Below are 22,595 nucleotides of genomic sequence, written 5' to 3' on the forward strand. Positions count from 1 at the left end.
TCCGCACTTCGACGGACCCTCCTGCGGGGGACGGCCCGCCGCGTGCGCGTGTGGGCGCGTGGCGGCCGGCGGTGCTGTGTCCTGCGCTGCCGTGCTCGCGGTCAGGGGCGGTACGCGACGCAGAGGACGGTGACGTCGTCCGGGTGGTCGCCCGACGCGGCGAGTTCCGCGATCCCGTCGACGATCTCCTGTGCGTGCGAGCGCGAGGCCACCCAGGTCTCGAACCGGTCGAGCGCGTCGAGGTCGCCGCCGAACAGGTCGAGCACGCCGTCGCTCACCGCCACCACCACGTCGCCGGGGTCGAGGGACGTCGTGTCGGCGGTCCACATCGTGCCCACGCCGATCGGCAGGTGCCCGGCGCGCAGCGGGTGCACGGAGCCGCCCGCCCGACGCAGGACGGTCAGTCCGTGACCGGCGTCGACCCAGCGCGCGTGCCCGTCCCGGTCGACCCGGATGTGGAAGCAGGTCGTGAACTGGCCGCTCGTCAGGTCCGAGCCGCCGGTCGCGAGCCCGGAGGCCGCTCGGCGGACGGCGACCGCGGGGTCCGTCTCGTCGACGGTGCTCCGGATCAGGGACCGCACGGCGGCGGCGATCATCCCGGCACCGACGCCCTTGCCCATCACGTCGCCGAGGGTGAACGCGGCGCCCTCTCCCGTGGGGAACCAGTCGTAGAAGTCACCGCCGACCGTGCGGGACGGCAGGCAGACCCCGACCGCGCGCAGCTCGTCCGGCAGCCCGGCGGTGGTCGTCGGCAGCAGGGAACGCTGGACGAGTGCTGCTCGGTCGATCTCGCCCTCGGCCACCCGGCGCTTCCGCTGCACGGCGCTCAGTTGCAGGTCGGCACGGCGGGCGAGCTCGTTCGTCACCGCGGCGGCCGCGGCGTAGACGAGGAGCGCGACCACCAGCCGGACCAGCTCGCTCGGCTGCGGGGCCTCGGGGTCCAGGACGTAGGGCAGGAGCAGCGTCGCGGCGGTGCCGAGCAGTGGGTAGACCACGTGTCGGCGTCCGGGGTTCGTCGCCATCCAGATCACCGGCAGGACGACGATCGCCAGGAACACCGACCGCGCCTCGCCGGTGCCGTAGCGGAGCAGGCCGACGGCCAGGAAGTCGAGGGCCGGGAGCACGAGCTCCACCCGGGTCACGGCCGGCCAGCGGGCCATCAGCCCACCGCCGAGCAGCCCGACGAGGACCAGCCCGACGGCGGCCCACATCAGCGGTGCGTCGGTGACCTCGAGCCAGGGCGTCAGGACGCTCGCGACCGCGGCCCCCACGACGAGGACCGCGACGACGGTCTGCTTGACGAGGGGTTCCCACGAGGCCCGCACGCCGGTCAGCACGATCGGTCCGGTGTCGTCACGGACGGATGTCGTCCACGACGTCACGCCGTTCCGGTCGGTGGTGCTCGTCACCCGCCCGAGTCAACCGGTTCGAGCATCACTCGGCAACTCCTGGTGCCGGGGTGTCGTGCAGGTCGGACTGGTAGGGCGACCGTCCCGTCCGCTGCGCCGCCCACGTCGTCCGGGGCATGGTGCGCCGTCAGACGCCGAGACGGAGCAGCAGCGGCCCGAGCAACCCGACGACCCAGACCAGGACCATCGCCAGGGCCGCGAACGCGACGAACCGACGACGGCGTCGGAGCTTCGGGCTGCGGTCCTCGCCCCACATCTGCGCGCGCACGAGGGTCCGGTTGGCCTGGTCGACGACCTTGCGGACCTCGGGGTCGTCGAGCGGCAGCGACCCGGAGCGGGCGTGCTCGGCGATCGCGGTCGCTTCCTCGACGGTCAGGTCGTCACGGGGCATGCGCCCATCGTGGCACCTCCCTCCGACGTGCGGAAGCGTGGTGCCGCCGTCCGACCGGTGTCCGTGTGCTCGCAGACCGCGACGCCTGGGGGACGGTGGAGCGGTGACCGGGTACGACCAGGGTCATGGCACACAGGTTCCGCGGGAAGATCGTCGTCGTCACGGGTGCATCGAGCGGCATCGGGAGGGCCGCCGCCCACGAGTTCGCCCGGCAGGGCGCGACCCTCGTGCTCGCCGCCCGGGGCCGGCAGAGCCTGGAGGACGCGGCGCAGGAGTGCCGGGACCTCGGCGCCGAGGCCGTCGCCATCCCCACCGACGTCGCCGAGGAGCACCAGGTCGCCGACCTCGTCGCGACCACGACCGCACGGTACGGCCGGATCGACGTCTTCGTCGGCAACGCGGCGCTGTTCGTCTACGGCCTGTTCGAGCAGACGCCCACCGAGGCCTTCAAGCGCGTCGTCGACACGAACCTGCACGGGCACGTCCACGCCGTGAAGGCCCTGCTCCCGCACTGGCAGCAGCGGGGCGAGGGCACCTACGTCCTCGTCGGGTCGATCCAGTCGCTCCTGTCCGCGCCGTACCAGTCGGCGTACGTCACGAGCAAGCACGCGGCCCTCGGCCTGATGGACGTGCTCGCCGACGAGCACCAGGGCACGCGGATCCGTTTCGGCGCCGTGCTGCCCTCGACGATCGACACCCCGATCTACCAGAACGGCGCGAACTACACCGGCAAGGCCTCGCACCCGCTGCCGCCGACCGTCTCCGTGCAGCGCGCTGCGAAGGCCGTCGTCGCCCAGGCCCTGCACCCGAAGCGGAACCGGTACGTCGGGCGTCTGCAGGCCGCGCTCGTGCCCGCCGAGTTCGTCGTGCCGGGCCTGTTCCACCGCATCACCCGGCCCGCAGTCGAGGTCTTCGCCCTCCGCGGCCGCCAGGACCCCACCGACGGCAACCTCTACGCCCCGGCGGACCACGCGAACGCCACCGACGGCGGGTGGGTCGCGAAGCGCCGCCGGGTCACGCGCCCGCTGCTCTGGGTAGGCGTCGTCGCGGTCGTCGGCACGGTGCTGCTCCGCCGCCGCTGAGCCGGCCCCGCCCCGTCCGCTCGCTCGCGCAGTCCGCCCGCTCACCCGTTCCGTCCGCCTGCCCATCCGCGCGTACTTTGCCGATCCGCGCATGCGAAGCCGTTCCGCTCGTGGTGTGTCGTTCCTCCGGGCCTGCCATGCGCGGTCCCGCCTCTCATCGCGCGTGCGATGGGCAGGAACGTCGCGTCGGCGGCAGAGCCGGACGGGAGGCACGGCACCAGCCCGCTCCGCGGCTCCCGTCCGGACCGTGGCCACCCTGGTACCCGTCGCCACCGTCGCGAGCGGGCCGTCCCGGCCGCCCGCGCCGCGAACGGGCCGTCTCGGTCACTCCTGTCGCGTCCGCACGACGTGTTCCGCCCGCTCGTGTTACCGCGCGCGTCCGGCCGCGTCCAGCCTCCTGCGTCGAGACCGTACGGTCGGAGCATGAGCACGACGACCGGGACAGCCGCCAGCACCGCCGCCGATTGGGCCGAGTGGGCCGAGTGGCACGCCGCCCACGAAGCCGCTCGGGCGAGCGAGCACGGGTTCCTCGCGATCACGAGCCTGCGCTGGCTCACGCCCACGCCCGAGCGGTTCGACGACCTCCCCGGGGCGTGGTCGACGGACGAGGCCGGTCCCGTCGTCACCCTCGCGTCCGACGAGTCCCTCGAGGTCGACGGCGCGACCGTCACCGGGACCCACCGCTTCGGCAGGCTGCAGGACCGTCCCGAGCCCCGCGTCGTCTGGCACGTGGAGGGCCGCGACGTCGTCGTCGAGATCGCCCGGCGCGGCGGCAGCGACCTCCTCCGTCCGCGCGACCCGGCCACCCCGACGCGCACGGCGTACCGCGGGACGCCGACCTTCGCGCCGGACGAGCGCTTCGTCGTCGGGGCCCGCTTCGAGCCCTTCGACGTGCAGCGCGAGGTGACGGTCGGGTCCGTCGTCGACGGCCTGCAGCACGTGTTCGCCGCGCGTGGCACGCTGTCGTTCGACCTCGACGGACCGCGGACGCTCCTGGCGTTCAACGGGCACGGCGACGGGCTGCACGTGCTGTTCACCGACCGGACGAGCGGCACGACGACCGCTGCCACGCGGAGCCTCGACGTGCCAGCACCCGGTGCGGACGGCCGCGTGCGGCTCGACTTCACCCGGGCGACGAACCTGCCGTGCGCCTACACCGCGCACGCGACCTGCCCGCTGCCCCCGCGGGAGAACCGGCTCGACGTCGCGATCGAGGCGAGGGAGCGCCTGCCGGCCTGACGGCCCGCGCGCCCGTCCGCCCTGCTGCGGAGCGGAGCGGAGCGATGCGGTGCGCTCTGCACAACGGGAAGCACGTCGTACCGCGGAAACGCGTGGTGCGGCAAGCTTCCGGTTGTGCGGGGGCAGTGCGCACCACGGCGGGCGCGAGGTCACCGCCGCCGGAGCCGCCCGCGCTGCCGGGGTGCGCCGCATGCCCGGGTCAGCCGACCCGCGCCCACCCGGAGCACGCGCGCCACCGCCGCGGGTCGAACGTGAACACGCTGCCCATCCCCGGCTGGTCGAGCGCCCGACTGATCGGCACGCCGCGGAGGTCGGCGAGGAGCAGCGCGCCGACCGCACCGTGCGACACGATCGTCACGTCCCCGGTCCTGGTCAGCGCCCGGACGGCCGCGACGATCCGGGCCTGCGCGTCCACCGCACGCTCCCACCCCCGGACGGACTCGTCCGGACGGGCGAAGAACGCGTCGACGACGGCCTCGAACTCGGCCGGTGGCAGGTAGCCCGTCGCGCTGCGGTCGATCTCGCCGAGCGCGGGCTCGACCTCGACGTCCGGTCCGCTTCCGACGGCCCGGGCGAGCACCGCTGCGGTCTCCTCGGCCTTCCGCTCCGCGCTCGAGACGATCCGTCGGACCTCGGGCGACCACGCGACGCGGTGGGCCACGGCGGCTCGGCGTCGACCGGCGGCGGACAGCCCCCACGACTCGATCGGGACCTCCGGGTCGACGACCACCTCGGCGTGGGTCAGGAAGCAGGACACCATCCGACGAGCCTGGCAGACGTCACACGACGCAACGCCCGGTCATCCTCCGCAACACCCGTCGTCGCCTGACCGTCGCGGCCGTAGCGTCGGCTCCATGCCCGACCGAACCATCCTCGTCACGGCCCTCCACGGCGCCGGCTGGCACCCGGCCGCCTGGCGCGCCGACCCCGCAGCCGCCCGCGACACCACGCGTCTCGCGCACTGGCGCCGCGTCGTCGTCGAGCAGGACCGCGCCGGCGTCGACGCCGTCACGCTCGAGGACGCCTTCACCGCGGGTCCTCTCGACGCCGACGGCGACCTCGACACCCGGACCGTCGTGGGGCGGCTCGACGCCCTCCTGGTCGCGAGCGCGGTCGCACCCGCGACCCGCTCGGTGGGGTTGGTGCCGACCGTCTCGGTCACGCACACCGAGCCGTTCCACGTGGCCACGGGCCTCCAGACCCTGGACCACGTCTCCGCGGGGCGAGCCGGGTGGCGGATCCAGGTGAGCCCGACGACCCGCGAGGCCGCGCTCTTCGGCCGTCGGTCCGGCCGTGACGACCCGGCGACGCTCGCCGCGGAGGCCCGCGAGGTCGCCGAGGTCGTCTCCCGTCTCTGGGACAGCTGGGACGACGACGCGATCATCCGCGACGTCGCGACGGGCCGCTTCATCGACCGCGACCGGATCCACGACGCCCGTTTCGTGGGCGAGCACGTCTCGGTGCACGGCGCGTCGATCGTCCCGCGGTCGCCGCAGGGGCGGCCGCCCGTGTTCGCGCTCGCGCACGACGACGACGCGGCTCGCCTGGCGGTCGACACGGCCGACGTGGTGCTCGTCACACCGGGCGCGTCGGGTCCGTCGGCTGGAGTCGGCGGTGTCGGCCTGGAGGCGCGGGGCGCGCTGGCACGCGTCCGTCACGTCGAGCAGGCGGCCGGGTCAGCCACGGTCCGTCCGGTCCTCGCGGACCTCGCGGTGCTCCTCGGGTCCTCGGTCGCCGAGGCCGAGGACGAGCTCGCCGCTCTCGACGCCGCGTCCGGGTCGCCGTACTCGGCTGCGTCGGACGCCGCCGTGCTCGTCACCACCGCGACGGGCCTCGTCGACCGGATCGCGGACCTCCGTGCGATCGGCTACGCCGGGGTCCGGCTCCGCCCGCTGCGGACGTCCGCCGACAGCACGGCCGTCGCCCGGCAGCTCGTCCCCGCCCTCGTCACCGCCGGCCTGCGCGCCGACCCGCCGTCCCGTCCCACCGTCGACCTTCGCACGCGGCTCGGCATCGCGCCGGCGGTCAGCCGGTACGCCGTCCCGACCCAGGGGGTCCCGTCATGAGCACGAAGCGTCAGGTCCACCTCGCCGCCCACTTCCCGGGCGTCAACAACACGACGATCTGGAGCGACGAGCGGGCCGAGAGCCAGATCGCGTTCTCGTCCTTCGAGCACTTCGCCCGGAACGCCGAGCGCGGGTGCTTCGACTACCTGTTCCTCGCCGAGGGACTGCGGCTCCGCGAGCAGAAGGGGCGGATCCACGACCTCGACGTCGTCGGGCGGCCGAACACCCTCGCGATCCTCGCTGCCCTGGCGGGGGTCACGTCGCACATCGGTCTCGTCGGCACCCTGCAGACCACCTTCAACGAGCCCGTGGAGCTCGCGAAGCAGCTCGCCACGCTCGACCACCTGACCGACGGCCGCGCGGGCTGGAACGTCGTGACGAGCTCGGACGCGTTCCACGGGGCGAACTTCCGCCGAGGTGGGTTCCTCGACCACGCCGACCGGTACACGCGGGCGGCGGAGTTCGTCGAGACGGCGAGGGAGCTCTGGGACTCCTGGGAAGCCGACGCGGTCGTCGCGGACCCGGCGTCCGGACGGTTCGCCGACCGCTCGCGCATCCGGGACGTCGACCACCACGGACCGCAGTTCGACGTCACCGGGACCTTCCCCGTCCCGCGGAGCCCGCAGCGACACCCGGTGGTCGTCCAGGCCGGGGACTCCGACGAGGGCCGCGACCTGGCCGCCCGGCACGCCGAGGTGGTGTTCTCGCTCCACACCGAGTTCGAGGACGCGCGCACCTTCTACGACGACGTCACCGCCCGGCTCGAGCGCGTCGGACGGTCCGAGGCCGAACTGCTCGTGATGCCCGGGGCGACCTTCACGCTCGGGGACACCCAGGCCGAGGCCGAGGAGCACTCGCGGGCGATCCGCCGCGCCCAGGTCAGCCCGGCGACGGCGATCGCGTTCCTCGAGCAGGTCTGGAACCGGGACCTGTCGTCGTACGACGTCGACGGTCCGCTGCCCGACGTCGAGCCGGACGTCGACGCCGAGACGATCACCAGGGGACGGGTGCGCCACGTCCGTGACCCCCGCGCTCTGGTGCAGGACTGGCGCGACCGTGCCGCGGCCGAGCACCTGTCCATCCGCGAGCTCGTCATCCAGGTCTCGACGCGCGGCGGGTTCGTCGGCACGCCGTCGTCGATCGCCGCCGAGATCGACCGGTACGTGCAGGAGCGGGCGTCGGACGGGTTCGTCGTCGTCCCGCACACCAACCCGTACGGCCTCGACGAGTTCGTCGACCGCGTCGTCCCGCTGCTGCAGGAGCGCGGGGTGTACCGCGAGTCCTACGACGAGGGCGCCACGCTCCGCGACACCCTCGGCCTCTCCGGGGCCGTCCGCGACCGGCAGGCGGTGTCCGCGTGACCGCCGTCCCGCTCTCGGTCCTCGACCTGGTCCCGGTCGTCTCCGGGTCGTCGTCGGCGACCGCACTGCACCGCACCCTCGACCTGGCCCGCGCCGCCGAGCGTGCCGGGTACGCCCGCTACTGGCTCGCCGAGCACCACCTGAACCCGGGCGTCGCGGGCAGCGCGCCGACCGTGGTGATCGGTGCCGTGGCCGCGGTCACGTCCAGCATCCGGGTCGGCAGTGCCGCGACGCTCGTCGGGAACGTCCGCGGCTTGCAGATCGCGGAGACCTTCGGGACGCTCACCGGGCTGTACGGACCGCGGTTCGACCTCGGGCTCGGCCGGTCCGGGGCCCCGGCGCCGGGGACACCGAAGCCGCCGTCGCTCGCGCCTCGTGCCGACCAGGTCGTCGACGGCCTGCTCCTCCCCGCACCGTTCGACTTCCGGGTCGCTCCGGGGTCGACGTTCGCGCTGCAGGGCGAGCTGCTCGGTCGCGTGCCGGGCGACGTCGAGCGCTTCGACGACGACCTCGCGCTCGTCCGGGCCCTCTTCGCCGGCACCTGGACCCGCGGCGGGAAGGTCGTCGAGGCGCCGCCCGCGACCGGCGCCGAAGTCGAACTGTGGATCCACGGGTCGACCGGCGGCGAGAGCGCCCGCGTCGGCGGGTCCCTCGGGCTGCCGTACGGCGCGAACTACCACTCGTCGCCGGGCACCGTGCTGGCGTCGGTCGAGGCGTACCGTGCGTCGTTCCGCCCGGGGGTGCTCGATGCGCCGCGGGTGGTGGTCTCGGCCGACGTCGTCGTCGGGCGGTCCGCTGCCGAGGCCGAGGAGCTCGCCCTCGGGTACGGCCAGTGGGTGCACTCGATCCGCTCCGGTGTCGGGGCGATCCCGTACCCGACGCCCGACGCGGCCCGTGCGACACCGCTCCCCGACGAGGCGGCCGCCGCCGTGCGGGACCGGCTCGTGTCGCGGTTCGTCGGCGACGCGGCGCACGTGGCCGACCGGCTCGAGGTGCTCCGCCGTGTGACCGGGGCGGACGAGCTGCTCGTCACGACCATCACGCACGACCACGCCGCCCGCGTCCGCTCCTACGAGCTGCTCGCCGCCGAGTGGGCGCGCCGGGCGCTGGCGCCGGCCGCCTGACCCGGGCGTGCCGCACTGCCGCGCTGCGCCCGCCCCCGCCTGCGCCGCCTCGCCGAGATGCCGACATCTGGCACCCTCGGCGCTGCCGGACGACGTGTCGTGCACCCGGGGCGAGCGATGCGCGGCATGTCCTGCGCTCTCGGCGTCCGCGGTCGGGCGTGTCGGGCGGGGAGGCGCCGACGCGACCCGCTGCGTCGGGCGCGCCGGCGTTGCCCCGCCGAGTTGCCGACATCTGGCACCCTCGGCGCTGCCGGACGGAGTGTCGTGCCCTCGCCGCGAGCGACGCGCGGCGTGTCCTGCGCTCTGGGCGTCCGCGGCCGACCGAGCCGCACCGCGCACGCCGGACACCCCCGCGACCACGACGGTCACAGGGGTGTCGACGGACAGGGGACGTGCTCAGCTGTTGTCGAGCGGCAGCCCCTCCGGGTTCACCTGCGAGGTCTGCACGGCCTCGTTCGACAGGTTGTACGCCTTGAGCCACTTCGCGTACGTCCCGTCCGCGATGAGCTCGTTGATCGCGTCGGCGATCGGCTTCGCGAGACCGCTGTCCTTCTTCGTGGTCGCCGCGATGAGTCCCTGCAGGGTCGAGCCGGCACCGGAGTACGTCCCCGCGGTCCTCGTCGGGTGCGCGCTCTCCACGCTCTGCTTGTTCGCGTACGCGATGGTCGGGTTCGGGCCGAAGTAGCCGTCGATCTTGCCGGAGTCGAGCGCGAGCTTCACGGCGTTGCCGTCCGGGTAGTACTTGACGCCGATGGTCTTGCCGTCCTTCTCGAGGTCGGCCTTCCACTCGAGCAGGATCTTCTCCTGGTTCGTGCCGGAGCTCACGGCGATCGTCTTGCCGGCGAGCACGGACGGGTCGCCGTCGAAGGTCAGCTTCGAGGTCTTCAGCACCTGGAGCGCGAGGTTGTCCTGCCGGTACGACGCGAAGTCGTACTTCTCCTTGCGCTGCTCGGTCACGGTGACGTTCGAGAACCCGGCGTCGTACTTCCCGCCGTCGATGCCGACGAACAGGTTGTCCCAGGTGGCGTTCTGCACGTCCGCCCGGAGTCCGAGCTTCGCGGCGACGAGCCGGCCGAGGTCGGGCTCGGAACCGGTCAGCGTCTTCTGGTCGTCCCCGGTGAAGGCCAGCGGCGGGAATCCGGCAGGCAGCGCGCCGATGCCGATCGTGAGCTTCCCGGACGACTTCACGTCGGCGGGGAGCGCGTCGTGCAGCTTCGTGTCCTCGGAGACCCGGACCTTCGTCTCGGTCGCGGCGCCGTTGGACGCGGCGCCGATCGTCACGGTGCCGTCAGCGGACCCGGCGGACCCGGCAGCGCCGTCGGCGGCGGAGGCGTTCGCGGCGCACCCGGCCAGGGCGACGACGACGCCGGCCGCGAGGACGAGGGCTCCGGCGCGGTGACGCCAGCGGGAGAGAGCGGTGGTGGGCAAGGCGGACTCCTCGGATGAGAACGGTGGGACTGGTGGGAACGGTGGGGAACGGGAGGAAGGGCTCAGCGGACGCGGGACAGGAAGTCGCGCGTGCGGGGGTGCTGCGGGGCATCGATGACCTGGCGCGGCGGCCCCTGCTCGACGACGCGCCCGTGGTCGAGGAAGACGACGTGGTCGGCGACCTCGCGGGCGAACGCGACCTCGTGCGTGACGATGACGAGGGTCGTGCCGGACTCGGCCAGGGACCGGATGACGCCGAGGACCTCGCCGACGAGCTCGGGGTCGAGCGCGGAGGTCGGCTCGTCGAGCAGCACGACCGCGGGCTCCAGCGCCAGCGCCCGGGCGATCGCCACTCGCTGCTGCTGCCCGCCGGACAACTGCCGTGGACGGGACGCCCCTCGGTCGCCGAGCCCGACGCGCTCGAGCAGCTCCTGGGCACGACGGAGCGCGACCGGGCGAGCCACTCCGGCGGCGATCGGCCCCTCGGCGACGTTCTCGAGCGCGGTCAGGTGCGGGAACAGCTCGAATCGCTGGAACACGAAGCCGATCCGGGACCGCTGCCGCAGGATCACCCGTTCTGGCAGCTCCTTCCAGCGGGTCGTACCGTCCCGCCCGGTCCGCAACCGCACGCCGACGGGCTCGCCGCCGACCGTCACGACGCCGCGGTCGAGCGGTTCGAGGTGGTTGATCGCGCGCAGCAGCGTGGACTTGCCGGACCCGGACGGCCCGAGGACCACGGTGACGCTCCCGGCGGCGAGCTCCAGGTCGACCCCGTCGATGACCCGCCGGTCGCCGAAGGACTTCACCGCGCCGACGACCGCGACGGCCGCGCTCACGAGACGACCTCGACGGTTCCGGCGCCGGCGCCGGCACCGGACCTGGTGCCCGACGCGACCACCCGCTGGGCACCGGCGACCTGCGCGACACGACCCGTGCCTCCAGGCCGGACAGCCCCCACCCGCCGGACCGCCGCCCGCACCCGTTGCAGGGGCGTCGGCGGCAGCGCCCGCGCGGACCCCCGCGACGTCCACCGCTCGATGTAGTACTGCACGACCGAGACCGCACTCGTCAACGCGAGGTACCAGATCGTCGCGACCACGAGCAGCGGGATGATGTCCGTCGGGTAGGTGCTCGACAGGTTCTGGACGACGCCGAACAGGTCGAGCAGGGAGACGTAGAACAGCAGTGACGAGGCCTTGAGCAACCCGACCACCTGGTTGACGAACGCCGGCACGATCGAGCGGAGCGCCTGCGGCAGTACGACCCGCACGAACTGCCGACGGCGGGGGAGCCCGAGGGCCTGCGCCGCCTCGAGCTGACCGTGGTCCACCGCGAGGACGCCCGCCCGGACGATCTCCGACGCGTAGGCGATCTCGCTCAGGCTCAGCGCCAGGACGCCGATCGCCAGGTCGCCCAGCACGTTCGCCGTCCGTACCTCGAGCTGCGGCCCGAAGGGGATCCCGATCCCGATCGTCGGGTACAGCGACCCGAGGTTGTACAGGAAGACGAGCACCAGGATGAGCGGCACCGATCGGAACAGCCAGACGTAGCCCCACGCCAGCCCGGACAGCACCGGGTTGCGGGACAGCCGTGCCAGCGCCACGAGGACACCGCCCGCGAAGCTGATCACCGCGCTCAGCCCGGTCGCGACGAGCGTCAACTGCAGTCCGGTCAGGATCGCGGGGCTGAACAGCCACTTCCCGACCGCGGGCCAGCCCCATGCCGGGTTGGTGAAGAGCGTCTCGACCCCGTTCAGCAGGAGCACCAGGACGACCGCGGCGGCGATCCACCGCACGGGGTGGCGCAGCGGCAGGACGGGACGGTCGAGCGCGGCGCGTGCGGCCGCGTCGACGGTCGGGGCGAGCGGACGGGAGGCACTGCTCCCGTCGCGCGCGCCGGCTGCGGTCGCCGGGGCGGTCGCGTGGGGTGCGGACCTGCGCGTCGAGCGGTCCGTGGTGTCGGTCATGGGGCGACCGTAGGAGGGCCGGCGGACCCGGACAACGGGTCCTCGCAACACTTCGCCACGGGACGGAACGGGACGTCACGGAGCGTCGCGCGCGTGACCTCCGGTGACCCCGCGTGACGGTGCGGCGTGCACGGGACCCCTGTCGGTGCCACCCTCGCGCAGCTACCCTGACCACCGTGACCACGCACCGCGTCCCCGCGCCGCAGCCGCCCGCCGACGGCACGAAGGTCTCCGGCCCGGCCTCGTACTTCCCGAGCATCGAACGGACCTACGGCCGGCCGGTGCAGGAGTGGCTCGACCTGGTCGCCGACCGCCTCGACGACCACCGTCACATGGAGGTCGTGTCGTGGCTCAAGGAGGAGCACGGGCTCGGCCACGGTCACGCCAACGCGCTCGTGGGGTACGCCCGGCGCGCCCTGGACGGCTGAGCGCGGCGCCGCCGAGCCAGCGCGCCGGTGGTTGACGCGGTTGTCGCGCCGGCGTAGGATCCGGTTGACGCAGTTGACAGGAGGTGCCATGGCAGCGACGACCCACGCACGGCAGCCCAGGGGGACGGACGGCCCCTCGGCGGACGAGACGGCCCTGCTCGACGCACTGCGCCGGCGGATCGCGGACGGCCGCGCGGCCGGAGCGCTCGAGTCCGGCGTCGACGTGGAGCTCCTGGCCGACCGGATGCTCGCCGCACTGCCCTCCGTCAAGCACGAGGCCGACGCGCTCATCGGGCCGTTCTACGACACCCCGACGCTCGCGGCCTGGCGTGGGGTCACCCGGCAGGCGCTCAGCAAGGCGGTGGCGAAGCGCGACCTGATCGGCCTGAAGATCGGCGACGGCAGCCTCGTCTTCCCGTCCTTCCAGTTCGGCGCGTCCGGGACGCCGCTGCCGCACCTGCGGCAGGTGCTCGCGCTCGTCGACCCCGACCGGATCGACCCGTGGGGCAGCGCGCTCTGGTTGCACACCGTGGCGGACGAGTTCGGCGGCACCACCGCGGCGCAGGCGCTTCGCGAAGGCCGGCACGAGCAGGTCCTCGCCGCCGCCCGTCGTGCCGCCACGGCCTGGGCGGCCGACGCGTGACGCCCAGGCGCACCGACGTCGCCCAGCAGCGTCCGCGAGACGACCTCGACCTGACCGACTTCCCCGCCGAGGAGAGTCGCGGCACCACGTTCTACCGGGCGAAGCGGCACGACCGCGGCGCGTGGTGGTTCGCGAGCACGGAGCCGGACGCCGACGGGGTCGACGGTGGTCGGTTCGACCTCGCCGTGCCGCGGGGCACCTGCTACTGGGCGGACGCGGTCGAGGTCGCGGTGCGTGAGCGCCTCGCGCACCACGTCCTGACGACGAACACGGTGTTCGCGTCGCGCGCCCGCGAGATGGTCGTCGTCGCGGCCCGGGCCTCGCGGGGCCGTCGCTTCGCGGACGTCACACACCCGGCGGCGGTGCGGTGGGGCGTCGGCGCGGAGCTGCAGACGATGGGGGACTACCGCGTGCCGCAGGCCTGGGCACGGGCCCTCGACGCGGCGGGCTTCGCCGGGGTGCGGTACAGCACGCGGTTCACGAGCGCGTCGGCGGCGAACGCGTGGGCGGTGTTCGGCGCGGCCGGCATCCCGCGGCGGCCGCGTCCGGAGCGCGTGCACCGCGACGGGGTCACGGCGTGCCGCGAAGCCGGGATCCGGGTGCTCGACGACGGGTCGGAGTCCGGGCCGGAGCGCTTCACGTTCGCGACGCCCCCGCAGGACTGACGACAGGGCCGCGCGCGACCGGGCGGTCGCGCGGCCGGACGGGCGGACGGTCGGACGGTCGACGGGCCGCGGTGTCGGTGGCCGTCCCTACCGTGGCGGGGTGGTCGAACCCGTCGATGCGTGGTGGCGCCGCCGGCAGTGGTCCCGCGGCGTCGCGGTTCCGTACGCCGTCGGCGAGTTCCGGTCGGCGTGGGCGTCCTACCCCGTGCTGATCCGGCAGTACCACCCGGAGTGGAACCACGGCGTCGTCCTGACCCAGGTGCCCCCGACGGCCGAGGTCCTGCTCACGTGGGAGTGCGACGTCGGCCACGTCTTCGTCGCGACGCCGGCCGAGCAGCGGTCGCGGCCGGGCCGGGAGCGTCGTCGGTCGGTGTGGTGCCCGGAGTGCCAGCTCCAGGCGCAGCCCCGCCGCTGGCCCGTGCTGCCCGCGGACTGGCCGGCGACCGTGCCCGCGCCGCAGCGGGCCGAGCGCGTGACCGGTCGCCAGACCCTGCCCGCGGCACCGGCGCGCGGCGCGGCACCGTCGCGTGGCGCGGGACCGTCGCCGCGTGTGGCGGGCCCGACTGGAGCAACGGCGGTCCCGACGGGTGCCGTGGCGTCGAGCCGTGCGCGACCCGGGCGGTCCGGTGCGACCGGCGGCGGTGGACGGCGGACGGCCGCACGACCGCCCGTCCCGCGGACGATCTGCCCGAAGACCCCCCGGCTGCCGTCGGGGGAGTCCTTCCCGAGCGTGTGCGCCCCCGCGACGGCCTCAGCGGTCGAGGCCGAACTCCGGGCGGCCCTGCAGGAGCGGTTCGCGCTGACGTTCGACCACACCGCGATCCGCCTCGACCGGCCGTTCTTCGACCACGTCGAGGCGTGGCCGGACATCGTGCTGCCGGAGCTCCGCGTCGCGATCGAGTACGACAGCACGGGGCGACACGGGCTCGAGCACGTCGGGCCGCGGCAGGAGACGGACCGCCGGAAGGACCGCGCGGTCCGGGCCGTCGGGTGGGAGGTCGTGCGGATCCGCACGGGTCGGCTCCCCGCACTCGGGCCGTACGACCTCGAGGTCTCCGGCATCTCGCGGCGGACGGTCGACCAGCTCGTCGACACCCTCCGCACGGTCCGCGGCCCGCTGTTCGTCGACGCCTACGGGCGCTGACGCCCGGGTTCCGACCCGTCGGCCGGGCGCTACGCTCGTCGGCGCAGGGTGTCCCGCGGGTACTCGCCGTGGCGCTGCTGGTACGTCGCGGAGAACCGTCCGGCGTGCGCGAAGCCCCACTGCTTCGCGACCTCGGCGATGCTCGTCGTCGCCGGGTCGCCCTGCAGCAGCGCGTCCCGCACCCGGTCGAGCCGGACCTGCCGGATGTAGGCGTTGGGGGAGAGCTCGAACGCCCGCTGGAACGCGATCTGCAGCGCACGGAGGCTCAGCGAGGCCACCCGGGCCAGGTCGGTGCTCGTGATCGGCAGGTGCGCGTGCTCGTGCACGTACTCGACGGCCCGTCGGACGTGGGCGTTGCGGGGGAGCAGCAGCTCGTCGGGGAGCGACGCGCTGACCACCGGGTAGAGCTCGAGCAGGGCGAGGGCGCCGAGCCGTCCCATCTCGGCCTGCAGCAGCGGCGACGCCTTCCGGTCGAGCACGGTGTGCGAGATGAGCTGCACACTGCTCCGCCACACCCGCAGGGCGCGCTCGTCGGGGCGGACGGTGTGGTCCAGGACGAGCTGCCCCGGTGCCGTCCCGCGTTCGCCGGCGACCTCCTCGAGCGCTGCCCGGTTCACCTGCACGATCTTCTGCTCGTAGTCCCGGTACGAGAACGCCGCGCCCTGCTGCGGCCAGAGCTGCGGCCGACCGGGCTCCATCAGGAGCTGGACGTCCCCGGAGCCGATCGTGGCGGTCCCCCGGGTCGTCCACTGCACGACGAAGTCCTCGGACGGGGTCATCACGCCCTGCAGGTGCCCGTCGAAGCGGATCGTCCGGAGGGACATCGCGGTGTCGCCGACGGCCGCGAACCGGAACGCGAACGGCATCGCGGTCGCGTCGGCGCGCCACTCGTTCCCCGCGTACGTGGTGGCGAGCAGGTCGCGGGCGGCGTCGAGGTCCGAGCTCTGCTCGTCCACGTCGATCCGGGTCGGAGGTGTCGGGTTCATGGGTCTCGTGCATGATGACCGCTCCGCGCGGCCCTGTCCGGATCGCCGTGCCCCCGGTCCGGGGGTGGACCGCCCGGTCCGCGGTCGCGGTCGATGTCCACGGATCGTCGGGTGTCGCGCTCGGACGTCCGGGAATCGTCGACCACGGGCGTCCGCACCGCGTCCCGGCGGACGGCGTCCTAGCGTCGTCCTCGACGGGTCCGGACCAGCCGGACCTCCCGAGACGAGGAAGCCACCGTGACGACCATCGCCGCCGACCTGGACACCGCACCCACGAGCGCCCGCCACGCGGTCTCGTCGACGAGCCGCCGGGGGACCACCTTCTCCGAGGTCCGTCAGGCCCGCCTGCAGCACGGGCTGCAGGTCGCCGCGGTGACGACCGGGCTGGTGTCCGTGACGGTGGCCGCGTCGGCCGCGATCCTGCTCGGGGTCTCCGCATGAGCATCCCCCGCAACGAGCTCGGCATCCGCGGGTCCCGGGTCGCACGGGGCACCAGGGCGATCCCTGGGGCAGACCGGTCCCTCGCCGACACGCTGCTGCCGGTGCGTCGATCGGCGGCGTCGGACACCGCGACGCAGCCGATCGACATGCGCGCCCTGCTCGCCGAGGCGCTCGACACGTCGGGCGTGCCCGGTCAGTAGGCTCACCGCACGGGCGAGCCCGCACGAACGCCCGAACCAACCCCGTCGACCAGCAGAGAGCGCATGAGCACCGTCACCCCGACCCTCGTCCGGACCGACCGCGAGACGTCCGTCCAGCGACGGGCCTCCGGTGCCGCCGACGCCCTGTTCACCGAACGCGGCGTAACCCCGGTCACCCTCGACGACGTCGCGGAGCGGGCGGGGCTGACCCGTGCGGAGCTCACCGCGGCCTACCCGACGAAGCGTGCGCTCGTCGTCGCGGTGCTGCAGCGGTGGCACGGAGCCTGGCGCCGCGCTCTCGACGGGATCGCGGCGGCCTCCGACGACCCGCGGGACGAGGTCCTCGGGGTGTTCGGCTACCTGGAGCAGTGCTTCGCCGACGAGGGCTGGCGCGGCTGCGCGTTCATCAACGGCCACGCCGAGCTCGGGCGGCAGGACCCGGCGATCGCCGCGCTCGCCCAGGAGCACTTCGCCGACGTCGAGGCGCACCTCACGATGCTCTGCTCTCGCGCCGGGGTGCCCGCCCACGTGGCTCAGGCCCTGTCGCTCCTCGTCGAGGGCGCCCGCGTCGAGTCGGCGGTGCAGCGCTCCGCCCAGCCCGCACGGGCGGCACGCCTCGGCGCCGCGATGCTGCTGTCGGTCTACGAGGGCGACCCGACCGACTGACCGCAGCCCGGCGCGGGGACCGGACCCAGCGCGGGGACCGGACCCAGCGCGGGGACCGGACCCAGTGCGGGGTACAGGATCAGCACGGGGTACAGGATCGGGGTACGCCAGTCTGGGTCCGGCCGTTCCGCCCCGGTAGGAACGAAGGATGACAGCGACCGCGTTCTGCCTCCACGCCCTCGGGTCGAGTTCGGAGGAGTTCGCGCTGCTCCGCTCCGAGCTCGCGGGCGACCTCGACCTGGTCGGCATCGACCTCCCCGGCTTCGGCCGCAGCCCCGCGAGCGCAGGGACCACCGTCGAGGAGATGGCCGTTGCGGTCGAGCGGGCCATCGGCGCGAGCGGCGCCACCGAGTGGGCGCTGGTGGGGCACTCGATGGGCGGGAAGGTCGCGACGGTGGTCGCGGACCGCACGCTCTCCGGCGCGAACGGCCTGTTCGGGCTGCGCGCCGTCGTGCTCCTCGCGGCCTCGCCCCTCGCTCCCGAGCCGATGGCCGAGGAACGTCGGGAGTCGATGCTCGCTTGGGCCGAGCACGGACGCATCCGACCCGACCACGCCGCCGAGTTCGTCGACGCGAACACCGCGTCCACGCTGCCGCCGGACCGGCACGAGATGGCCGTGCACGACGCCGAGCGCACCGACCCGCGGGCCTGGCGCGACTGGCTGCTCCGCGGCAGCCGTGAGGACTGGTCGGCCGACGCCGAGCCCAACCCCGCGCCGGCGCTCGTCCTGGCCGGTGCCGAGGACGGCGACCTGGACGCCGACGCCCAGCGACGCCTGACGATGCCGCACTGGCCCGCCGCCGAGCTGCACGTCGTCGACGGCGCCGCCCACCTGCTGCCGTGGGAGCGCCCGGTCGAGGTGGCCGCCGTCGTCCGCGAGTTCTGGTCGCGCCGGGTCGCGCCGTCCCCGGTCGTCCCCGCCGACACCGCCCGGGTGCTCGCGTCGCCGCGGGTGAGCGCCCGAACACGCGGGGTCCTGGCCGTCCGCGCACTGCCGGACGACCCCGCGACGGAACCCCGCGCCCTGACCGCCCGGCAGCTCGACACGCTCCGCGCGGTCGCCCGCGTCGTCGTCCCGCAGCCGGGTCCGCAGCAGGTCGACCTCGCGTTGCGCCTGGACGCCCAGCTCGCCGCGGGTCAGGGGGACGGGTGGCGCGCCGACGGCATGCTGACGGACGCCGACGCCTACCGGGCCGCCCTCGACGTGCTCGCGCCGATCGCCGACTCCGGTGACCTGCCCGCGGCGCTCGAGGACGCCGCGGCCGGACGACTGCGCTCCGACGGTCCGCTCGACGCCGGGCAGCTCCGGACGTGGTTCGAGGACGCCGGGGTGGACCTGGTCAAGCAGTGGCTCGCCCACCCCGCGACCATGTCCGACATCGACTACGACGGCTTCGCCAACGGTGGCGACGGCGTCCGCAAGCAGGGCTTCCAGTTGCTCGGAGCCGGGCAACGGGAAGCATGGGAACCGGAGGGAACAGCACGATGAGACTCGACGCACAGCGCCGGTACCCGGACGACGAGGTCGTGGACGTGGTCGTGGTCGGCACGGGGGCCGGTGGCGCCCCGCTCCTGGCCCGACTCGCCCGCGAGGGCCTGACCGCGGTCGCCTTCGAGGCCGGCCGCAACACCGAGCCCGAGGACCACCTGCCCGACGAGGTCGAGGCCCCGGCGGACATCAACTGGATGGACGAGCGGATCAGCGGCGGGTCCGCACCGACCGCGTTCGGTCCGAACAACAGCGGCACCGGCGTCGGCGGGTCGACCCTGCACTGGGGTGCCTTCACGCCCCGGCCGAGCGTCCACGACCTGCGCCTGCGCACCGAGAGCGGGCAGGGCGAGGACTGGCCGGTCGACCACGCCGAGCTCACCGCCTACATCGAGCGCGTCGAGCACGAGGTCGGCGTCGCGGGTCCCGCGCACTACCCGTGGGACCCGGAGCGCCGCTACCTGATGGGTCCGCCGCCGCGGAACGCCTCGTCGGACATGATGGTCCGCGGCGCCGAGGCGCTCGGCATCACCGCGACCGACGCCCCCGTCGCACTCACGACCGAGGACCGCGTCCAGGAGCACCACGGCCTCCGCCAGGCCTGCGTGTCGTGCGGCTCGTGTCACCAGGGCTGCCGGAACGGGTCGAAGGTGTCGATGGACACGACGTACCTGCCCGCGGCCGTGGCGTTCGGGGCCGAGATCCGCCCCGAGTCGTTCGTGCACGGCATCGAGCTCGACGCCGAGGGGCGGGTCTGCGCGGTGCTGTACACCCGCGACGGGCAGGAGTGCCGGCAGCGGTGCCGTTCCCTGGTGCTCGCTGCGGGCGGCGTGGAGACCCCGCGGCTCCTGCTCCACACCGGGCTCGCGAACAGCAGTGGCCAGGTCGGGCGGAACTTCACCGCGCACGGCGCGACGCAGGTCTGGGCGACCTTCGACGAGTCGATGCGCTCGTACCGCGGCTACCCGTCGTCGATCATCACCGAGGACTTCGTCCGACCCGCCGACGCGGACTTCGCCGGCGGCTACCTCATCCAGTCCCTCGGCGTGCAGCCGCTCACGTTCGCCACCACGCTCGTGCGTGGCGGCGGGCTGCGCGGCGCCGAGCTCGTCCGGGCGATGCGGGACTACCCGAGGACGGCCGGCGTCGGCATCAACGCGGAGTGCCTGCCGTACGACGACAACCGGCTCGTGCTGTCCGACGAGCTCGACGAGCACGGGGTCCCGCGGGCGCGCGTGACCTTCTCGCCCGGTGCGAACGAGGACGCCATCCGGGCGCACGCCGTCCGGACGATGACCGCGATCGTCGAGGCGGCCGGCGGCACCGACGTCCGGGTGCTCGAGCGCACCGCGCACACGATCGGCACCGCGCGGATGGGCCTCGACGCCGGGAGCTCGGTCGTCGACCCGGCCGGGCGTTCGTGGGACGTGCCGAACCTGTGGGTCTGCGACAACTCGGTGTTCCCGAGCGCGGTCATCGCGAACCCGGCGCTGACCATCATGGCGCTCTCGCTCCGCACGGCCGACCGCTTCCTGCGCGACGACCCGGCCGCCGACCGCGCCCGGAGCGCCGCCACCGCGGCCTGACCCCGCCCACCCGTCCGAGACGGAGGACCGGCGGCCTCAGCCCCGCAGCGCCAGCGCCTCGCTCCGCCAGCGGGCGTGCAGGACCCACGGGTCCGGCACGCCCGCCGCGACGACGTCGACGTGGTCGAGGAGCGCCGGCGTGGTCCGGAACCACTCGGTCCCGGCGAAGCGGTCCGCCGCGAACGCCGCGTGCCGCCGCCGCTCGAGCGTCCGGTCGCCGCGCTCGAACGCGAGCAGCTCCTGGTGCGGCACCGCCGCGAGCCGCTGCCGCGGGTTCGCCGTCGTGCCGATCTTGATCCGGTCGCCGAAGTCGTCGCGCTGCCGCAGGTAGTAGACGACGTCCACGCGCGGCGGTGCGAGGTCGCCGTCGGGCACCTCGCCCCAGCGCCACTCGCACACGGCGCACAGCATCCCCGACGCGTACCGCACGCCGAGCCGCGACCCGCACGCCGGGCACGGCCCCGGCAGCACGTCCTCCACACCGGACACCAGACCGGACGCGGCTCCGGACGCAGCGCCGGCCTCGACGGCTTCGGCCGCCAGCCCGAGGTGCTCCGGACAGAGCGGCAGCACGCCCTGCGTGCCGGGTGCCGTGGGGCGACCGCACCCGGTGACGCAGCAGCGGGCCGCAGACGAGGTGCTCACCCGCCGGACGCTACCGGCAGCCACCGACCCCGCCGGCGGCCACCGGGTCGCCCGCGCCTGCGGTCAGTCGAAGATCACCCCGACCGGCTCGCGCTTCTCCTCCTGGAACCGGTCCTCCGCCCGCCCGAGCGCCCAGTACGCCGACAGCGACAGGTCCGCCTTCTCGAGTCCCCACTCGTCCTGCAGCAGTCGACGGATCGCCTTGACCGCGGTCCGCTCACCGTGCGCGAACACCTGGACCGGCCGGGAGGCACGGGGCAGCTCCCGGGTCGCCGCGAGCAGGAGCGTGCCCGGCTCGGCGCCGGTGGCGTCGCGGTGCAGCCACCGCAGGTCGAGCCCGGCCGGGTGGGCGAGCGGCTGCTCGTCAGCGGGCCCGGCCACCTCGACCAGGGCGACGCCCGTGGCGGCGGCGGGCAGCGCCTCCAGGGCGGAGCCGATCGCCGGGAGCGCGCTGTCGTCGCCGAGCAGCACGTGCGTGACGGCGGGGTCCGTGGACGGCGCGTAGCCGCCGCCGGGGCCGGAGAGCGCGAGTAGGTCGCCCGGCCGCGCCGTGGCGGCCCAGGGGCCGGCGCGCCCCTCGTCGCCGTGCACCACGAAGTCGACCGCGATGGTGCCGGCGTCGTGGTCGACCGCCCGCACGGTGTAGGTGCGGCGCGCGGGCAGCTCGTGCTTCGGCAGCGTCGCCCGGAGTGCGTCGAGGTCGTACGGCGGCCGCAGGTCGGAGCCGGGTGCGGGGAGCAGCAGCTTCACATAGCGGTCCGTCGACGCGAGCCGCTCCGGGTCGGCGGCGGCGACGAAGTCCGCGAACGCCGGACCGCCGAGGTGCACACGGACCATGTGCGGCGTGAGCCGCTCGGTGCGCTCGACCACGAAGACGTGCTGCGGGCGCTGGGGCTTGGAGCTCATCGGGGGACTTCCTGTCAGTCGACTGCTTGACGTTCCGAGCACTGAGGTTAGCCTTACCTCATGGGTGCGACCGTGACGACGTTCTCCGAGCTGCTGCGGCGGCGGGCGGGTCGCTCGGACGCGGCCGCATCCGGGGCGGCTGCGTCCGGCGCACAGGGCCTGTTCGCGGGGGAGTGCGACGTCGCGGACTACGCCGACCTGCTCGGCCAGTACGCCCACGTCTACGCCGCCCTCGAACGGGCCGCCGAGCGAATGGTCGACCACCCCGTCGCGGCGCCCTTCGTCACGAACCAGCTCACCCGGCTGCCCGCGATCACCGCGGACCTGGAGTACCTCGTCGGTCCGGACTGGTCGGAGCTGTGCTGCCCGACCGCCGCGACGACCGCGTACGTCCGGCGGCTCAACGAGGTCGCCGCGACCTCGCCGGGCGGGTTCGTGGCGCACCACTACACGCGCTACCTCGGCGACCTCAGCGGGGGTCCGACCCTCGCCGCGCTGCTCGAGGAGCGGTTCGGCTTCGACACGAACGGCGTCCTGTTCACGATCTTCGACCAGGTCGCCGACCCGGCCGCGTTCCAGGAGACCTACCGCGCCGAGCTCGACGCCGCACCGTGGACGGTCGCCGAGCGCGACGCCGTCCTGGCCGAGGTCGAGATGGCCGCCGCACTCGACCGCGCCGTGCTGCGGTCGATCGGCCACGGCCTGCCCGCGGCGACCGCCTGAGCCCGAC

General features: G+C 74.5%; 24 protein-coding genes. 15 read left to right on the plus strand and 9 right to left on the minus strand.

The genetic code is table 11. The features are described 5' to 3' along the window. Nucleotides 1-101: 101 nt before the first annotated feature. Both HUN58_RS16170 and HUN58_RS16175 read right to left on the minus strand, forming a co-directional pair. Nucleotides 102-1,409 carry a PP2C family protein-serine/threonine phosphatase gene (locus HUN58_RS16170; RefSeq protein ID WP_141861292.1) on the minus strand — a complete coding sequence of 436 codons (1,308 nt, stop codon included), beginning with the start codon at nt 1,407-1,409 and terminating at the stop codon, nt 102-104. A gap of 127 nt (nt 1,410-1,536) precedes the next feature. After that, entirely contained in the window at nt 1,537-1,800 is a 264-nt protein-coding gene (locus HUN58_RS16175) for a hypothetical protein (RefSeq protein ID WP_141861294.1), read from the minus strand. Nucleotides 1,801-1,925: 125 nt separating this feature from the next. Between HUN58_RS16175 and HUN58_RS16180 the strand changes: the two genes are divergently transcribed. Both HUN58_RS16180 and HUN58_RS16185 read left to right on the plus strand, forming a co-directional pair. Next, nucleotides 1,926-2,882, plus strand: coding sequence for an SDR family NAD(P)-dependent oxidoreductase (locus HUN58_RS16180; RefSeq protein ID WP_141861296.1), 957 nt, complete (start codon nt 1,926-1,928; stop codon nt 2,880-2,882). 423 nt (nt 2,883-3,305) lie between these two features. Next, nucleotides 3,306-4,121 (plus strand): DUF1684 domain-containing protein, encoded by an 816-nt coding sequence (locus HUN58_RS16185; protein WP_180225195.1) that lies wholly within the window; start codon nt 3,306-3,308, stop codon nt 4,119-4,121. A 199-nt stretch (nt 4,122-4,320) separates the two neighbouring features. Here HUN58_RS16185 and HUN58_RS16190 read toward each other — a convergent pair whose 3' ends face one another. Next, nucleotides 4,321-4,881, minus strand: a complete 561-nt coding sequence (locus HUN58_RS16190) for a histidine phosphatase family protein (RefSeq protein WP_141861300.1) — start codon at nt 4,879-4,881, stop codon at nt 4,321-4,323. Between the two features lie 94 nt (nt 4,882-4,975). Here HUN58_RS16190 and HUN58_RS16195 point away from each other — a divergent pair, with 94 nt between their 5' ends. From HUN58_RS16195 to HUN58_RS16205, 3 genes are read left to right on the plus strand one after another with little or no spacing between them, the layout of a single operon-like run. After that, nucleotides 4,976-6,187, plus strand: coding sequence for an LLM class flavin-dependent oxidoreductase (locus HUN58_RS16195; protein ID WP_180225196.1), 1,212 nt, complete (start codon nt 4,976-4,978; stop codon nt 6,185-6,187). Next, a complete protein-coding gene (locus HUN58_RS16200; protein WP_141861304.1) occupies nt 6,184-7,548 on the plus strand; it encodes an NtaA/DmoA family FMN-dependent monooxygenase in 1,365 nt (454 codons plus the stop codon). The genes HUN58_RS16195 and HUN58_RS16200 overlap by 4 nt, the downstream gene beginning before the upstream one ends. Then, nucleotides 7,545-8,672 carry an LLM class flavin-dependent oxidoreductase gene (locus tag HUN58_RS16205; protein WP_180225197.1) on the plus strand — a complete coding sequence of 376 codons (1,128 nt, stop codon included), beginning with the start codon at nt 7,545-7,547 and terminating at the stop codon, nt 8,670-8,672. The genes HUN58_RS16200 and HUN58_RS16205 overlap by 4 nt, the downstream gene beginning before the upstream one ends. A 396-nt stretch (nt 8,673-9,068) precedes the next feature. Here HUN58_RS16205 and HUN58_RS16210 read toward each other — a convergent pair whose 3' ends face one another. The 3 genes from HUN58_RS16210 to HUN58_RS16220 all read right to left on the minus strand — a co-directional run bounded on the left by HUN58_RS16210 (nt 9,069) and on the right by HUN58_RS16220 (nt 12,066). Next, nucleotides 9,069-10,100: an ABC transporter substrate-binding protein gene (locus HUN58_RS16210; RefSeq protein WP_114850917.1), complete on the minus strand. Its 1,032-nt coding sequence runs from the start codon at nt 10,098-10,100 to the stop codon at nt 9,069-9,071. A 62-nt stretch (nt 10,101-10,162) separates the two neighbouring features. Then, entirely contained in the window at nt 10,163-10,936 is a 774-nt protein-coding gene (locus HUN58_RS16215; RefSeq protein WP_114850916.1) for an amino acid ABC transporter ATP-binding protein, read from the minus strand. Next, the gene (locus tag HUN58_RS16220; RefSeq protein WP_114850915.1) at nt 10,933-12,066 is read right to left on the minus strand and encodes an amino acid ABC transporter permease; all 1,134 of its coding nucleotides are present in this window, start codon (nt 12,064-12,066) and stop codon (nt 10,933-10,935) included. The genes HUN58_RS16215 and HUN58_RS16220 overlap by 4 nt, the downstream gene beginning before the upstream one ends. Before the next feature lie 176 nt (nt 12,067-12,242). On the opposite strand from HUN58_RS16220, the gene HUN58_RS16225 reads away from it, so the two are divergent. The 4 genes from HUN58_RS16225 (at nt 12,243) to HUN58_RS16240 (ending at nt 14,946) form a co-directional block, all read left to right on the plus strand. Beyond that, nucleotides 12,243-12,494 (plus strand): DUF4287 domain-containing protein, encoded by a 252-nt coding sequence (locus tag HUN58_RS16225; RefSeq protein ID WP_114850914.1) that lies wholly within the window; start codon nt 12,243-12,245, stop codon nt 12,492-12,494. A gap of 88 nt (nt 12,495-12,582) precedes the next feature. Then, on the plus strand, nt 12,583-13,137 hold the full coding sequence (locus tag HUN58_RS16230; RefSeq protein WP_114850913.1) for a hypothetical protein: 555 nt from the start codon (nt 12,583-12,585) through the stop codon (nt 13,135-13,137). After that, entirely contained in the window at nt 13,134-13,802 is a 669-nt protein-coding gene (locus HUN58_RS16235; RefSeq protein WP_058743151.1) for an RES family NAD+ phosphorylase, read from the plus strand. Before HUN58_RS16230 ends, HUN58_RS16235 begins: the two co-directional genes overlap by 4 nt. Nucleotides 13,803-13,902: 100 nt before the next feature. Continuing rightward, nucleotides 13,903-14,946 (plus strand): hypothetical protein, encoded by a 1,044-nt coding sequence (locus HUN58_RS16240; protein ID WP_114850912.1) that lies wholly within the window; start codon nt 13,903-13,905, stop codon nt 14,944-14,946. 29 nt (nt 14,947-14,975) lie between these two features. Here the strand turns inward: HUN58_RS16240 and HUN58_RS16245 are convergent, their stop codons facing one another. Next, on the minus strand, nt 14,976-15,932 hold the full coding sequence (locus HUN58_RS16245) for a helix-turn-helix transcriptional regulator (RefSeq protein ID WP_114850911.1): 957 nt from the start codon (nt 15,930-15,932) through the stop codon (nt 14,976-14,978). Nucleotides 15,933-16,169: 237 nt separating this feature from the next. On the opposite strand from HUN58_RS16245, the gene HUN58_RS16250 reads away from it, so the two are divergent. The 5 genes from HUN58_RS16250 to HUN58_RS16270 all read left to right on the plus strand — a co-directional run bounded on the left by HUN58_RS16250 (nt 16,170) and on the right by HUN58_RS16270 (nt 20,314). Then, nucleotides 16,170-16,373 (plus strand): hypothetical protein, encoded by a 204-nt coding sequence (locus HUN58_RS16250; protein ID WP_114850910.1) that lies wholly within the window; start codon nt 16,170-16,172, stop codon nt 16,371-16,373. Next, nucleotides 16,370-16,573, plus strand: a complete 204-nt coding sequence (locus tag HUN58_RS16255; RefSeq protein ID WP_114850909.1) for a hypothetical protein — start codon at nt 16,370-16,372, stop codon at nt 16,571-16,573. The genes HUN58_RS16250 and HUN58_RS16255 overlap by 4 nt, the downstream gene beginning before the upstream one ends. 63 nt (nt 16,574-16,636) lie before the next feature. Continuing rightward, nucleotides 16,637-17,239 carry a TetR/AcrR family transcriptional regulator gene (locus tag HUN58_RS16260; protein ID WP_058743146.1) on the plus strand — a complete coding sequence of 201 codons (603 nt, stop codon included), beginning with the start codon at nt 16,637-16,639 and terminating at the stop codon, nt 17,237-17,239. Between the two features lie 148 nt (nt 17,240-17,387). Continuing rightward, nucleotides 17,388-18,728, plus strand: coding sequence for an alpha/beta fold hydrolase (locus tag HUN58_RS16265; RefSeq protein ID WP_141861319.1), 1,341 nt, complete (start codon nt 17,388-17,390; stop codon nt 18,726-18,728). Continuing rightward, nucleotides 18,725-20,314, plus strand: coding sequence for a GMC family oxidoreductase (locus HUN58_RS16270; protein ID WP_180225198.1), 1,590 nt, complete (start codon nt 18,725-18,727; stop codon nt 20,312-20,314). Before HUN58_RS16265 ends, HUN58_RS16270 begins: the two co-directional genes overlap by 4 nt. Nucleotides 20,315-20,350: 36 nt before the next feature. Here HUN58_RS16270 and HUN58_RS16275 read toward each other — a convergent pair whose 3' ends face one another. Further along, on the minus strand, nt 20,351-20,857 hold the full coding sequence (locus HUN58_RS16275) for a GIY-YIG nuclease family protein (protein WP_254631700.1): 507 nt from the start codon (nt 20,855-20,857) through the stop codon (nt 20,351-20,353). 165 nt (nt 20,858-21,022) lie between these two features. Further along, complete coding sequence (locus HUN58_RS16280; RefSeq protein ID WP_180225199.1) at nt 21,023-21,865, minus strand: siderophore-interacting protein; 843 nt, start codon at nt 21,863-21,865, stop codon at nt 21,023-21,025. 60 nt (nt 21,866-21,925) lie between these two features. On the opposite strand from HUN58_RS16280, the gene HUN58_RS16285 reads away from it, so the two are divergent. Continuing rightward, nucleotides 21,926-22,588 (plus strand): heme oxygenase (biliverdin-producing), encoded by a 663-nt coding sequence (locus HUN58_RS16285; protein WP_180225200.1) that lies wholly within the window; start codon nt 21,926-21,928, stop codon nt 22,586-22,588. The last annotated feature ends 7 nt before the right edge of the window (nt 22,589-22,595 follow it).

The organism is Curtobacterium sp. Csp1 (assembly GCF_013347185.1).